The sequence below is a fragment of the Hespellia stercorisuis DSM 15480 genome, from assembly GCF_900142165.1.
Lineage (GTDB): Bacteria > Bacillota > Clostridia > Lachnospirales > Lachnospiraceae > Hespellia > Hespellia stercorisuis.
Genome location: NZ_FQZY01000046.1, coordinates 1 through 13,369, shown reverse-complemented (window position 1 = coordinate 13,369; position 13,369 = coordinate 1). Strand labels below are relative to the sequence as shown.

Genomic DNA, 13,369 nt, shown 5'->3' with positions numbered 1-13,369 from the left:
CGTCTCCTCTCGTATAGTATTTATTCAAAGCGCACTTTGATAGAGTTTGCATGTGCTGTCAGCTGCTCTGCAGCAGCAAACTGTTCAATGTCCTTGTGCACCTCTTCCAGCGCCTCTCTGGAGTAGGAAATAATACTGGATTTCTTCACAAAATCATCCACAGACAAAGGTGAGAAGAATTTCGCGGTTCCGTTGGTCGGCAAGATGTGGTTCGGTCCTGCAAAGTAATCTCCAAGCGGCTCGCTGGAATACTCCCCAATAAAGATTGCTCCCGCGTTGCGGATCTTCGTCATGGTATCGTATGGATTGGCCGTCATGATTTCCAGATGCTCGGATGCGATCTCGTTGGCTGTCTCAATCACTTCTTCCATAGTATCTGCAATGAGAATATATCCATAATTATCCAATGACTTCTGGATGATTTCTTTTCTGGACAGCTCTGCCGTAAACTTGTCCACCTCTTCGGAAACCTTCTGTGCCAGTTCCTCGCTGGTCGTTACCAGAATTGCAGAAGCCAGCTCATCGTGCTCAGCCTGTGACAACAGATCTGCCGCCACGAAACGCGGGTTCGCTGTCTCATCTGCCACAACCAGGATCTCACTCGGCCCGGCGATGGAATCGATGCTCACGTGTCCATAAACTGCTTTTTTCGCCAATGCCACATAGATATTGCCCGGACCCACGATCTTGTCCACCTTCGGGATGCTCTCCGTTCCGTATGCGAGCGCTCCAATTGCCTGTGCTCCACCTACCTTGTAGACTGCTGTCGCACCGGCTTCTTTGGCCGCAACCAGCGTCGTCGGATTGATCTTACCGTCCTTTCCCGGAGGTGTGGTCATGATAATCTCATCCACGCCCGCCACCTTGGCCGGCATAATGTTCATCAGTACAGACGAAGGATACACAGCCTTTCCGCCCGGCACATAGACACCGACTCTCTGAAGCGGAGTCACCTTTTGTCCCAGCATGGTTCCGTTCGGTTTGGAGTCAAACCAGCTGTACTGCTTCTGTTTGGCGTGATATTCCTCGATATTCTTCAGAGCTTTTCGAACCACGCGAAGCAGATCCTCGTCCACCAGCCTGTAGGCTTCCTCAATCTCAGCCTCCGTGACCAGTATGTTCTCTACACTGATATCCGCTCCGTCAAATTTTTTTGTATAGGCAAACAGCGCCTCATCTTTTTTCTCTTTTACTGTATTGAGAATTTCCGCGACACTGGCCTCGTACTGGCCATAGCTGTTCGGGCTTCTCTTGAGCAGATCCTCTAATAAATTTTTTCTGGTATCTTCCGATAATTTTTGTATTTTCATAGCTTTAAGCCTCCTGTAATAATGCGCGGAGATTGGTGATCAGTTCCTTGATTCTGTCATTCTCCATCCGCATGCTGACCGGATTGACGATCATTCTGGCTGACAGAGGGCATACCTCCTCGAGCACAACCAATCCGTTTTCTCTCAGTGTAGATCCCGTCTCAACGATATCCACGATCACTTCCGACAGACCGACGATGGGCGCCAGTTCTATGGAGCCGTTCATCTTAATGATCTCTACCGTCTGATGCTTTTTATTATAAAAATAGTTTTTCGCAATACGTGGATACTTTGTCGCAACACGAATCAGTTCGTGATGCTGCAGCAGTTCCTTCGCATCCTCGTGACCACAGACACACATTCTGCAGGCGCCGAAACCAAGGTCTAACACCTCATGCACTTTTCGGCCTTCCTCCACGATGGTATCTTTCCCTACCACGCCAATGTCTGCCGCACCGTATTCAACATAGGTAGGAACATCCGGTCCCTTTGCGAGGAAAAATTTCAACTTCAGCTCTTCGTTCACGAATATCAGTTTTCTGGAATTTTTGTCCTTCATCTCTTCACATGTGATTCCAAGATTCTCAAGCATTTCCAGTGTCTTGCTTGCCAGGCGCCCTTTTGTCAGCGCAAAGGTTAAATATCTCATTATTTCGTCCCCTTACAATCTACATTTTTTTCTTCGTTGGTCAAAATATTTATCATGGTGATGGTCAGATCATCGTTGAGTATCAGAAGACTCAGCGCCTGATTCTTCTTCGCATACGCCTTGTAGTCCTCAAGATCCTTTCCCGGAGTGTACTTCACCAGCTCGACATTCTTATTCTTGGAGCGAAATTCTCTGGCCAGACGGATTCCCCACTTTGTGGTCGCCTCTGTAAATACAACCATGGTGGAGGCTGCACAGTCCACCCGAATCTTCTGTCTGGACAATGCGCTCATCAATTCATCGATAATAATGGCAAAACCGATGGATGGTGTCTCTTTTCCGAACTTTTCCATCAGATGATCATAACGTCCGCCGCGGACGATTGCATCTCCAGTTCCATATGTATAGGCACGGAAAATAATTCCCATATAATAACCATAATTTCCGCTCATACTCAAGTCGAAGGACACATGATCCTCCACACCGTAGAGTGTGAACAGTTCATACATCTGTCTCAGATGGGATATTGCAAGCTTCGCGCTGATATTCGGTGCAATCTCATCCGCCTGATCCAGAACCTCAACACTTCCGATCAGTTCCGGCAGAATGTGAAATGCATCTTTCACGCTGTCCTTCACATGACTCTCATCCAGAATCTCATCCACGCCGAAATGATTCCGGTTGTTGATCAGCGTGCGAATCTCCGACTGCTTCTCCGCATCCAGTCCGGTTTCTTCCATTAGACTCTCGATAAAGTCCACATGCCCGATATTCACCTGAAATTCTTCCAGACCAACGCTTTTTAATCCGTCTACCACCATCGCCAGCATCTCCACATCCGATTCGATGTCATCGGATCCGATCAGCTCCGCTCCAAGCTGTGTGTTCTCTTTGAGTCTTCCCTGATAGCTGGAATGATTGATAAACGTGTTCCCCACGTAACAAAGTCTTGCCGGAAGATCCTCAGACTCCAGCAGTGTGGCTGCAGCACGTGCGATGGACGGTGTGATATCCGGTCTCAGCGCCAGGGTATTCCCCTCCCGGTCAAAAAACTTATACAGTTCTCTCGAGGAAATGGTTCCCACCTCTTTACGGAACACGTCAAAAAATTCAAATGTCGGTGTCTGAATATCCTGATAGCCGTACAGATGGAGCATGTGATGCAGTCTGTCCTGTACCACTTGTTTCTTCGCACATTCTTTATTATAAATATCCCGTACCCCTTCCGGAGTATGTAGTAATTGTTGTTCCATGTTATTTCGCCCTTTCACTTTATCGTGGTAAAACATTAAAATTCCCATCAAATTATACTGACTTTCCCATAGAAAGTCAATCCCTTGCGTCCAAATCCTTCTGGATATAATCCAGATACGGCACGAAACACCCACTCATCACCTGCATGAAATATTCCGGATTCAGCTCCTCATACCGGATGCTCTTTCTTCCGCCGTCCTGTGCCCTGTCCCAGAACCTTTTGATTTCCTGAAACGGCATGTAGTACAGCTCATCTTTTCCGCTATATAAAATCACCAGAAACGAGATGCCTCCCTGCTGCTCAAACTGCTCCATGAATCGAATCTGATGCTCATGCACATTCTGAAGCGGAAATGTATCCGCACTGCATTCCTTTGCGTCAAAGCACACGGGAATCCCCTGTACTGCTCCGATATAATCCACCGTGCTGATCTTGTCAAAGTAAGCCAGTGTGATATGCCGGTTCTCTTTATCGATTTTAATCGGTGTGATGGGTGTCGGGATTTTCTGGATCAACGCCAGTTTTTTCTCAGCATACCGCTCGTTTGTGCGGTTGATCATCTCTTCCAGGGTCGATCCGCGCAGCCCTCTTGAATTCCATGTTGCCATTATATCACACCTCGGTCTTTTATGATCTCTGAAAATAATTTCGGCAGTTCTGCCACAAATATCTGCTCTGACAACTGGGAGAGCTGTTCCTCCATCACGGGAAACTCCATCCGATACGAATGCAGAAGCTGGGACTGCAGACCGTACTGCTTTTTGAAGCTGTCATTGACTTCCCTGTCTCCATATTTGTAATCTCCGACGATCGGATGACCAATTGATGCCAGATGTGAGCGGATCTGATGGGTTTTCCCTGTAATCAGATGCACCTCCAGAAGAGACACATCCCTGCCTGTGGCAACCGGACAGTATTCGGTCTCGATATAATCGCCCGGGTCATTCCCCTCGCCCGCATCCTCGCTGACCGTCACTCTGTTGGTGCGCATATCCTTCACCAGATAACCCTCGAGTTTCCGGGTCTCTGTCACACGGCCCTTCACCAGACAGCGATAGAACTTGCGCAGCGTCCGCTCCCGGAACATCTCACTCAGCTTCTGAAGCCCCGTCAGACTTTTTCCCGCAGCAATCAGACCGCTCGTATTCCGGTCCAGGCGGTTGCATACGGCCGGATGGAAGGTCTTTAGCTCCTGCTCCGTGATCTGGCTGCTCTCCTTCAGATAAGAGAGCAGATGCTCGTTCAGTGACCGGTCCGTATCTTTTGCCCGCTGGGAGAGCATCCCCACCGGCTTGTTGATAAAGACCACATCCGCGTCCTCGTAGATGATGTCCAGCTTCACCGTGGATTTTCCGATCTTCAGCTCCTCCCCGGAAAACTTTGCAATCGTGTCCTCCGCCAGAAACAGCTTCACGCTGTCACCGACCACAAGTTTCTCATTGCCGGTAGCTTTTTTTCCGTTCAAAACGATATTCTTTTTGCGAAGCATCTTGTACAGAAAGCTTTTTGGTGCTTCCTTCAGATATTTTGCCAGCATCTTATCCAGCCTTTGTCCCGCTTCGTTGGACGCAATCTCTATCTCTCGCATAAACGCTCTCTTTCTTTTCTGTTTCCGTGTACCGCTACATGGAAATGCTCAGAATCAACTGTCGGATCAGTTCTTCCCGCTCTTTTGATTCCGGTTCATCGATTGCTGCCATGTTGTTCATTCCCTCTGCTCTGGTGATGAACTTTGTATATCCATCAAACAGCTTCACTGTCACATGATCGATCTTATTCTGATTTAACATCTGTTTTATATAGTCAGCAGCATACTGCACATCCACTTTTTTGCTGCTGGCATAGCCGCAGACGGTGTGATCCGAGATCACCATACATTCCACCGGCATGATCTTCTCTCTGCTGGTGATAATCATGTCATAGACTGTGGTCAGGTACGTGGTCTTCCCCGCAATCTCATCCGCCATCTTTTTGTCAATAGACTTATATGGCATCCTTGTGATGACACCGACCAGCACCTTTGACGCCGGAAGACAGCCCAACACAGCGATGATGGTCATCCAGTTCAGCCTGTTTCCTGTGGTGACGATTCCTGTGATTAAAATAGCAAACACCAGCCCGAAGCTGACCGCTGCCTTTATGATTTCAATTTTTTTCTGACTTCTCAGATACCCTGCTTCCCCTTTTACTATCTTCATTTGTACTCTCCTCTGAATCTGCTTCTTGTATATTTCTGTTGGTTCTTTGTATTTCTATGATTTTACATCCGGAACAGATCTGTCGTCTCCAGTTTCAAAAACACATCATGTGGGATCACCTTCGTGGCCAGCGCCGTTCCTTTCATTGTTGTTCCGTAGATAGAAAGTGGGCGTCCCGCCCTCGCATCCTGCAGTGCCCTCTTCACCACCGGACCTGGTTTTACCATCACCGCTTTTTTTAATTTGCCGCCCACATGACCGGAGACTTTAAAAAACTCTGTCTCCACCGGGCCTGGGCAGACCGCGGTCACATAGATTCCTTTTTCCTTCAGCTCCGCGCCCAGACCTCTGGAAAAGCTGAGCACATACGCTTTTGTCGCCGCATAGACTGCAAAATGCGGCTGTGGACAGAAAGCTGCGGCTGATGCCAGATTCACGATCCGTGCACCTTTTTTCATATAAGGCAGACACAGCAGCGTCATCTTTGTCAGCCCTTTGCAGTTGAGGTCGATCATCTGCTCCTGTGCATCTTCCTCCCGCTCCAGAATCTCCTCCACGGTTCCATTTTTTCCAAATCCGGCGGCGTTCACCAGCATGCGGATATCTGGATTTTCTTCCTTCAGCACTTTGGCTATCTGTGCATAGACCGGCTTCTTCTGCAGGTCCCCGCAGAAGATCCGCATAGTCACCTTCGAGTCCTCCACCAGCGCCTCCAGCCGATCCTGCCTGCGCGCAACCACCCAGACCTCATCCAGACTGCTGTAGAGATGCTGCACCTGAACTACAAACTCTCTTCCCATGCCGGAAGATGCTCCCGTCACAATTGCTATCTTCATATGAACCGCTCCCTTCTGTCTGCCTCTTTTGTCTCTGTCACCATGCTCTATTTTCTCTTTTGCTTCTGGTGCAGATTCCGGATCGCTTTCTTCTTTTTCACCTTTTCGAAATTCTCCACGGGGTGCTTTCCCTTGTAGCCGCTCTTTTCCTTCTCTGTTTTGCGGGGACGTATCAGACAGTGCTTGTCAAATCCCACCAGATCCATTCTGCCTGCCTTCTTTAAGGCCTCCATCACCAGCTGATAATTGGCCGGATTCCGGTACTGGATCAGAGCGCGCTGCAGTGCCTTTTCATGTGGATTTCTCGGAACATAGACTTTTTCCATGGTCCTTGGATCCACGCCCGTGTAATACATACACGTGGATATGGTGGACGGTGTGGGATAAAAATCCTGCACCTGCTCCGGCATATACCCCAGATCCCTACAGTACTCTGCAAGCTCCACAGCCTCCTTCATGGAAGAGCCCGGATGAGAGCTCATCAGGTACGGTACCAGATACTGCTTTTTATGATTCTGTTCATTCCACTGCGCAAACTGCTCCGCGAACTGATTGTACACACTGTTGCGCGGCTTTCCCATCTTCTCAAGCACCGCGTCCGACACATGCTCGGGTGCCACCTTCAGCTGACCGCTCACATGGTATTGACACAGCTCCTCGAAGAAGGCCGGATCTTTATCCGCCAGCAGATAATCGAACCGGATTCCAGATCGTATAAACACCTTTTTTACACGCGGGATATTCCGGAGTCTTCTCAGCAGCTGCACGTAATCGTTGTGACTGACATTCAGATTCTCACAGGGCTTCGGAAACAGACACTGCTTATTTCTGCAGGCTCCGTATTTCAGCTGTTTCTCACAGGCCGGCTGCCTGAAATTGGCCGTAGGTCCGCCCACATCGTGGATGTATCCTTTGAAATCCGGTTCTCCCGTCAGCTCCTCTGCCTCCGCCACCAGCGAATCCTGGCTTCTCGCCTGAATGATTCTTCCCTGATGGAAAGTCAGTGCACAGAAGCTGCAGCCCCCAAAGCACCCCCGGTTACTGATCAGACTGAACTTTACCTCCGACATGGCCGGAATCCCTCCCGCCTTCTCATAGGACGGATGATAGGTACGCATGTAGTCCAGCTCATAGACCCGGTCCATCTCCTCCTGTGTCAGAGGCTTGGACGGCGGATTCTGTACTACATAGAGGTGATCCGAATAGGGCTCTGCAAGGCGTTTCCCTGAAAATGGATCCGTGTTGCAGTACTGTGTATAGAAACTTCTAGCGTAATTCATCTTGTCCGCCTGAAGCTCTGCAAATGCGGGGAGCACCACCGCGTCATAAACAGAATCCAGAGACTTTGTCTTCACCACCGTACCATCAATATAAGTGATGTCCTGCACTTGAATACCGCTGCTCAGTGCATCCGCAATCTCCACCACCGAGTGCTCTCCCATTCCATAGGACAGAATATCTGCACCGGAATCCAGTAGAATCGAACGCTTCAGCTTGTCCGACCAGTAATCATAATGTGCCATTCTGCGGAGACTGGCCTCGATTCCACCGAGAATGATGGGGGTGTGCTTGTAGGTCTGGCGAATCAGATTGCTGTAGACCACAGTGGCATAATCCGGGCGCTTTCCCATGACTCCTCCCGGAGTGTAAGCATCTGTCTTTCTTCTTTTTTTTGACACGGAAAAATGATTCACCATGGAATCCATATTGCCGCCGCTCACCAGAAATCCCAGTCTAGGTTCCCCAAAAACTGTGACGCTGGACTTGTCCTTCCAGTCCGGCTGGGAAATGATTCCCACGCGGTATCCGTTGGCCTCCAGGATTCTGCTGATGATCGCATGCCCAAAGGAAGGATGATCCACATAGGCATCCCCAATCACATAGACGAAATCCAGCTGCTTGATTCCCCGCTCTTTCATATCCTGTTTACAGACTGGTAAAAATCCTTTGCTCATCCTGTTCTCCCTTACAGTACTTCGTACGTTTTATTTGCAATGTCATAATAGTTCTGAATATAGTAATCTGCCAGTTCCCGTTTTACCGCCGCCAGTGGCTTAGAGAAATCATCTTCCACGGCGCAGACAGCCATGCCGGCGTTTTTCCCCGCCCGGATTCCATTGGGAACATCCTCGAACACCAGACACTGCTCCGGATTTACGTGCAGACTTTCAGCGACGCTCAGATAGACATCCGGAGCCGGTTTTCCGGCAGCCACCTCGCAGGATGTCCGGATATCATCGAACAGTGCCGACACGTGCAGCGCCTCCAGCGTATCCTCCACCAGTGTTCTCGTGTTGCTGGTAGCAATGCCCAGCTTCACTCCTCGCCGGTGCATCTCCTCCAGGAACTCCTCCGCCCCAGGCTTTAGCTTCACCTGCGTAATGTAACGCTCGTGGGACATTTCCAGCCACTCCCGCTGCACATCCTCCAGGGTACAGTGAAGTGTCGGAAATGTATCCAGAAAATACTGTGCCGTCTCCGTGTAGCTCATCCCCTCGATGCAGTCGTGAAACCGCTCCGGCATAGTCAGATGATATTTCTCCATATATTCCCGGTCGACATCCGGCCAGATCCACATGGAATCCACCAGCGATCCGTCCAGATCAAAAATAACTGCTTCTTTCTGCGTCAGCATACAACTTCACCTCTTTGTTCAGCTCTTTCTATCGTTTTTCTATCAGTTTTCTTTTTTTCTTTATTTTTTCTTTAATTCTGCCACTTCCTGCCCGGACAGCGGGCGGTAGTTTCCAGGTGCAAGTGTCTCGTCGAGAACCAGGCTCCCCATCCGCAGGCGTTTCAGATACACCACTTCTTTTCCAACTGCATGAAACATCCGCTTCACCTGATGGAACTTTCCCTCCCGGATCGTGAGCCGGACTTCCGAAATCTCCGCGGACTTCAGTATTTCCAGTTCTCCCGGTTTTGTTGGAAGTTTTTCACCGATGTCAAGCCCCTCACGGAATTTTTCCACATCCTCCGCAGTGACCATCCCCTCTACCTTCGCATAATAGACCTTATCCACATGCTTCTTTGGTGAGAGCAGGCTGTGGGACAATGCACCGTCATTGGTGATCAGAAGCAGCCCCTCGGTATCCTTGTCCAGCCTTCCAACCGGAAACAGATCCTTCCTTTTTTTAGTCCCGATCAGATCCAGAACAGTTTTATCCCGATTGTCCGTCGTGGCGGACACCACACCCTGAGGTTTGTTCAGCATATAATACTCGTATTCCTCATAACCGACAATGGCTCCGTCAAAGCGCACTTCACTGGATGTCTGGTCAATCTTGTGTTCCGGCTTTCTTACCGGCTGCCCATCCACCGTAACCGCTCCGCGGGCAATGCTGCGCTTTACTTCGCTTCTGGTTCCAAGCCCCATATCGGCAAGGTACTTGTCCAGCCGGATCATGACTGCCATCTCCATCCCGGAAGATACTTGTTCTTGACCGATCCACCGTTTAATTTTCCCCACCCGAGTGGGAAATCATCCACACAGATCAGATACCACCCTTTTTCTTTCGGACCTGTCAGGTCATCCACGTCAATAGTTTCCCCTTTCAGATACTTGATGACGCGGTCGTCCTCCAGCGGAAGCGAGATTGTATACATGTATTCATCTTTCTTTAAACACATCGCAAACGCCTGACTCGGCTCAAATCTTTTTTTCTTCAACTCGCCCAGAAGCAGACCGGTCCTCAGAAAACGGATTCCCTTCATCTCTGGAAGTTCCTCCGGCATATAATAAACTCTCTCTCCGTGTATGTCCAGCCGGTTCCAGTCCATCTCCCAGGAAACCGCCCTAAAAAATTGTGTCAGTTCCTCCGCCACTTTCACCGAACCAGTTTTGACAGAGCGAATCTCTCGTGCCTCCTCTTCCCCCTTCCGGAGAAGTGCCAGGAAATGCCCCTCGCCCTTCATCCGGTGCGGCCAGATTCTCACCGTGTTCTTTAAGGTTTCCTCCCCGGATTCCGTCACCTCCGGCATTCCCTGGGCAAAGCCCTCGTATCCCTCCAGCTGGCAAATGTGAAATTCCGGATGCTGCTGCAACAGATACTCGATTGTCTGCTCATTCTCAGTCGGATCGAAGGTGCAGGTCGAATAGAGCATCATTCCGCCGGGTTTGAGCATTGCCGCCGCCTGCAGGATGATTCCTCTCTGGATTTTCGAAAAAAACTCCGGGCCATGTTCCTCCCAGGCCTTCACCATCTTCCTGTCCTTGCGGAACATTCCCTCCCCCGAGCAGGGCGCATCAATCAAAATCTTGTCAAAATATTCCGGGAAATATTCCATCAACTTTCCCGGCTCCTCACTCAGCACCAACATATTGTTGATTCCGAACAATTCCATGTTTTTGAGCAGGCCTTTCGCCCTGGAACTGCTGATATCATTGGCCACCAGAACACCCTCGCCCCGCAGCCTTGCTCCCAGCTCCGTGGCTTTCCCGCCCGGTGCGGCACAAACATCCAGAACCTTATCTCCCGGCTCAACCGGAAGACGGCTGGCCGGCGTCATGGCACTCGGTTCCTGAAGATAATATAAGCCTGCAAAATAATAGGGATGTTTTGCCGGCTGCACGGTATCTCCGTCATAATAAAATCCATTGTCAATCCACGGAATTGGCTCAAGCGGCCATGGGGCGATCTCCAGAAATCGCTCCACACTGATTTTTTTCGTATTCACCCGAAGGCCGTACCATCGCTTTTCCTCATAACAGTTTATATACTGATCATATTCCCCTTTCAGCAGGGACTGCATCTTTTCTTCAAATGCCTTTGGTAAATTCATTATCTATATTCCTCACTCTGGTTAAGTATTTACTATTTTCATGGTTCTGCTTTACAGAACTATCTCAGGTCATAGTTTACCATATTTTTATTTTTTTGTCTTCTAGATAGTGCAATAATGCATACGGATTCACACTGATTTCTTCTGTTCCCTCACACAGGTAGATTCCGATGTGCAGATGCACTGGGAATTTTCCCACGGTTCCCTCGGTTTCCCCGTACCCGGAATCTCCCATAAATCCCAACAGTTCCCCCGATTTTACCCGATCTCCCTCCTCCAGATCCGCATAGGAATCCAGATGAGCATAGTAAAAATAAACTGCGTGGTCGCTCATTACACCAATCCGGTATCCTCCCTTCGGAAGCCACCCTTTTTGTGTTACGGTCCCATCCGTCATGCTGAGCACAGGGTAATAACCTCTGATATTTTCCCCCGCCATGATATCACACCCTTCATGCCCGCTCTTTCCACCGTAATTCCGTTCATACATCCAGGAATCCTCAAATGTCACCCCGGCTCTCTTTTCTATGAACTTCGGAACCGGAAAGCACTTCGCATCGTCATAAATCGCACTGCACCACTTTCGATACTCCGGATAGTCCGGATGGTTCTTCCACTTCTGGCGAAAATCCGCAAGTGTCTCCGCTCCCCATACCGTCTCCATCCGCTCTTTTCCAAAATCAGTTTCCAGCCAGTAAAGTGCCAGATTCTCTCCTGGCTGGTCAAGGGTCCGGATGTATGCTGCCATAGCCGGTTCCACCTTCTGTCTTCTGAACGCGTCCGCATGGACGGTGTCTTCTGTCAGTCTCGACTGCTCACTCTTCTCTGTAAGTTCTGCAATGGAAAGTTCTACAAACAGCGCTGACAACAGCACCAGTAGAAACAGATTGAATTTTATTCTCTGTGATGACACAAGTTCTCCACCAAGGCATTATTTAAAGTATATGAATCCGAGTCCTCATATAGTTCTCCGTGTGTTCATATAATGTGATATCAGCGTCGAAGGGCCATGTGTTTCATTCCTGCCTGCCATCTTTCAACTGTCTGATTCTGCAATATGATAATTGCCCTCGGAGGACAGCTATTTATGAGACATCGTCTTACATCTTTCTGCATCCTTCTACTGTTTTTCCTTTTTCTTTGTTTCCCACATGAAGTTTTCCAGGGAGCATCGCGCGGGCTTGATCTCTGGTTTCGCACGGTTCTCCCGACTCTGTTCCCCTTTGTCATCCTCTCCTCACTCCTGCTGGAGACAAATTCCATCCATTACATGACAGACCTGGTCTACCCCATTCTGCGTCCGCTCCTCGGCGTTTCAAAAGCCGGAAGTTTTGCGGTTATCGTCGGTTTTCTCTGTGGGTATCCCATGGGTGCCAAAATCACGGCACAGTTATTTTCTGCAAAAAAAATCACAGAACAGGAGGCCGGTTATCTGCTATCTTTCTGTAACAACGCCAGCCCTGTTTTTATCATCGATTACATCGCTGCTGTCATCCTGAAAAATGTATGGCCTGTTTCCCGGATTCTGCTGATTCTGATTGCCGCACCACTGATTGTGAGTATCCCATACCGTTTCTTTTATCTGACTGGCAGCCGGCTCTGTGCCGGTACACTCCCTGCTCCTTCCGGCTCTGCGCGCAGCAGGGATACTTTTATTCTGCTGAACAACGCCATCCTGAACGGCTTCGAAACACTGATTTACGTAGCCGGATATATCATGCTGTTCACAATCATCCTCACAATCGGTGCGCACCTTTGTTCAATGCCCCGGCTGCTCTGTCTCCTTGCCAATCTGGAGATTACCAGTGGGCTCCTCTTTCTCCGGCAGCTTCCACTGACAGAAACACAGCTGCTCCTGCTGGTTCTCCCTATGGCATCTTTTGGCGGCGTCTGTTCGATTTTCCAGACCAGATGTATGCTCCGTGGGACTTCGATCTCCATTCGTCCCTATATAACAGAAAAACTGGTCACCGCTCTGGTAACCAGTCTGCTCACTATTGTTTTTTTGTAACTGTTCAGAACTCCATTAGTTAAAGATGATATCGGAATTCCCTAAAAGGGCTTCTCTGATTGCTGTAAAAGCATTTATTCCATGCTTATGAGCAGTCCCAATATAGCTCATGATTGTAAGATATTCCTGTGCGCCTTCCTCACTGCGAAAACATCCTGAGACCTTGGTTTTAACCTTAATCATGCGCAAATCACGTTCCGCAAGGTTATTATCAAACGGAACACAGAGATTCTTTATAAATAAGCAGACTGATGCCTTGTAATTCACAAGTCTGTCAATTAGATTTAGTACCTTGGTCTTTTTCTTTCGACCACGCTTTTTGGTTGTG

Annotated in this window: 14 protein-coding genes; 1 reads left to right on the top strand and 13 read right to left on the bottom strand. The window is 49.1% G+C overall.

The window, feature by feature from the left end:
* Window positions 1–20: 20 nt before the first annotated feature.
* The 12 genes from hisD to BUB85_RS14020 all read right to left on the bottom strand — a co-directional run bounded on the left by hisD (window position 21) and on the right by BUB85_RS14020 (window position 11,943).
* Window positions 21–1,310 (bottom strand): histidinol dehydrogenase, encoded by a 1,290-nt coding sequence (hisD, locus tag BUB85_RS14075; protein ID WP_073111610.1) that lies wholly within the window; start codon window positions 1,308–1,310, stop codon window positions 21–23.
* Between the two features lie 4 nt (window positions 1,311–1,314).
* Window positions 1,315–1,959, bottom strand: a complete 645-nt coding sequence (gene hisG, locus BUB85_RS14070) for an ATP phosphoribosyltransferase (protein ID WP_073111608.1) — start codon at window positions 1,957–1,959, stop codon at window positions 1,315–1,317.
* Window positions 1,959–3,212: an ATP phosphoribosyltransferase regulatory subunit gene (gene hisZ / locus BUB85_RS14065; protein ID WP_073111654.1), complete on the bottom strand. Its 1,254-nt coding sequence runs from the start codon at window positions 3,210–3,212 to the stop codon at window positions 1,959–1,961. Before hisZ ends, hisG begins: the two co-directional genes overlap by 1 nt.
* Before the next feature lie 76 nt (window positions 3,213–3,288).
* The gene (locus BUB85_RS14060; protein WP_073111606.1) at window positions 3,289–3,822 is read right to left on the bottom strand and encodes a Holliday junction resolvase RecU; all 534 of its coding nucleotides are present in this window, start codon (window positions 3,820–3,822) and stop codon (window positions 3,289–3,291) included.
* The gene (locus BUB85_RS14055) at window positions 3,822–4,802 is read right to left on the bottom strand and encodes an RluA family pseudouridine synthase (protein ID WP_073111604.1); all 981 of its coding nucleotides are present in this window, start codon (window positions 4,800–4,802) and stop codon (window positions 3,822–3,824) included. Before BUB85_RS14055 ends, BUB85_RS14060 begins: the two co-directional genes overlap by 1 nt.
* Window positions 4,803–4,836: 34 nt before the next feature.
* The gene (locus tag BUB85_RS14050) at window positions 4,837–5,412 is read right to left on the bottom strand and encodes a hypothetical protein (protein WP_073111602.1); all 576 of its coding nucleotides are present in this window, start codon (window positions 5,410–5,412) and stop codon (window positions 4,837–4,839) included.
* A 62-nt stretch (window positions 5,413–5,474) separates the two neighbouring features.
* Complete coding sequence (locus tag BUB85_RS14045; RefSeq protein WP_073111600.1) at window positions 5,475–6,248, bottom strand: SDR family NAD(P)-dependent oxidoreductase; 774 nt, start codon at window positions 6,246–6,248, stop codon at window positions 5,475–5,477.
* A 47-nt stretch (window positions 6,249–6,295) separates the two neighbouring features.
* A complete protein-coding gene (locus BUB85_RS14040) occupies window positions 6,296–8,203 on the bottom strand; it encodes a YgiQ family radical SAM protein (RefSeq protein ID WP_073111598.1) in 1,908 nt (635 codons plus the stop codon).
* 11 nt (window positions 8,204–8,214) lie between these two features.
* On the bottom strand, window positions 8,215–8,883 hold the full coding sequence (locus BUB85_RS14035; protein WP_073111596.1) for an HAD family hydrolase: 669 nt from the start codon (window positions 8,881–8,883) through the stop codon (window positions 8,215–8,217).
* Window positions 8,884–8,943: 60 nt separating this feature from the next.
* Window positions 8,944–9,654 (bottom strand): pseudouridine synthase, encoded by a 711-nt coding sequence (locus BUB85_RS14030; RefSeq protein WP_408607096.1) that lies wholly within the window; start codon window positions 9,652–9,654, stop codon window positions 8,944–8,946.
* Window positions 9,651–11,030, bottom strand: coding sequence for an RsmF rRNA methyltransferase first C-terminal domain-containing protein (locus tag BUB85_RS14025; RefSeq protein WP_073111594.1), 1,380 nt, complete (start codon window positions 11,028–11,030; stop codon window positions 9,651–9,653). The genes BUB85_RS14030 and BUB85_RS14025 overlap by 4 nt, the downstream gene beginning before the upstream one ends.
* Window positions 11,031–11,106: 76 nt before the next feature.
* The gene (locus BUB85_RS14020; RefSeq protein ID WP_073111592.1) at window positions 11,107–11,943 is read right to left on the bottom strand and encodes a M23 family metallopeptidase; all 837 of its coding nucleotides are present in this window, start codon (window positions 11,941–11,943) and stop codon (window positions 11,107–11,109) included.
* Between the two features lie 174 nt (window positions 11,944–12,117).
* On the opposite strand from BUB85_RS14020, the gene BUB85_RS14015 reads away from it, so the two are divergent.
* On the top strand, window positions 12,118–13,041 hold the full coding sequence (locus BUB85_RS14015; RefSeq protein WP_073111590.1) for a nucleoside recognition domain-containing protein: 924 nt from the start codon (window positions 12,118–12,120) through the stop codon (window positions 13,039–13,041).
* A gap of 15 nt (window positions 13,042–13,056) precedes the next feature.
* Here the strand turns inward: BUB85_RS14015 and BUB85_RS14010 are convergent.
* The coding region (locus BUB85_RS14010) for an IS66 family transposase (RefSeq protein WP_143160738.1) at window positions 13,057–13,369 on the bottom strand (313 nt) is incomplete at its 5' end.

What these genes read in the sequence shown, in the direction of transcription:
- hisD (WP_073111610.1), bottom strand. Translation starts at nt 1,310, where the DNA reads ATGAAAATACAAAAATTATCGGAAGATACCAGAAAAAATTTATTAGAG.
- hisG (WP_073111608.1), bottom strand. Translation starts at nt 1,959, where the DNA reads ATGAGATATTTAACCTTTGCGCTGACAAAAGGGCGCCTGGCAAGCAAG.
- hisZ (WP_073111654.1), bottom strand. Translation starts at nt 3,212, where the DNA reads ATGGAACAACAATTACTACATACTCCGGAAGGGGTACGGGATATTTAT.
- BUB85_RS14060 (WP_073111606.1), bottom strand. Translation starts at nt 3,822, where the DNA reads ATGGCAACATGGAATTCAAGAGGGCTGCGCGGATCGACCCTGGAAGAG.
- BUB85_RS14055 (WP_073111604.1), bottom strand. Translation starts at nt 4,802, where the DNA reads ATGCGAGAGATAGAGATTGCGTCCAACGAAGCGGGACAAAGGCTGGAT.
- BUB85_RS14050 (WP_073111602.1), bottom strand. Translation starts at nt 5,412, where the DNA reads ATGAAGATAGTAAAAGGGGAAGCAGGGTATCTGAGAAGTCAGAAAAAA.
- BUB85_RS14045 (WP_073111600.1), bottom strand. Translation starts at nt 6,248, where the DNA reads ATGAAGATAGCAATTGTGACGGGAGCATCTTCCGGCATGGGAAGAGAG.
- BUB85_RS14040 (WP_073111598.1), bottom strand. Translation starts at nt 8,203, where the DNA reads ATGAGCAAAGGATTTTTACCAGTCTGTAAACAGGATATGAAAGAGCGG.
- BUB85_RS14035 (WP_073111596.1), bottom strand. Translation starts at nt 8,883, where the DNA reads ATGCTGACGCAGAAAGAAGCAGTTATTTTTGATCTGGACGGATCGCTG.
- BUB85_RS14030 (WP_408607096.1), bottom strand. Translation starts at nt 9,654, where the DNA reads ATGATCCGGCTGGACAAGTACCTTGCCGATATGGGGCTTGGAACCAGA.
- BUB85_RS14025 (WP_073111594.1), bottom strand. Translation starts at nt 11,030, where the DNA reads ATGAATTTACCAAAGGCATTTGAAGAAAAGATGCAGTCCCTGCTGAAA.
- BUB85_RS14015 (WP_073111590.1), top strand. Translation starts at nt 12,118, where the DNA reads ATGAGACATCGTCTTACATCTTTCTGCATCCTTCTACTGTTTTTCCTT.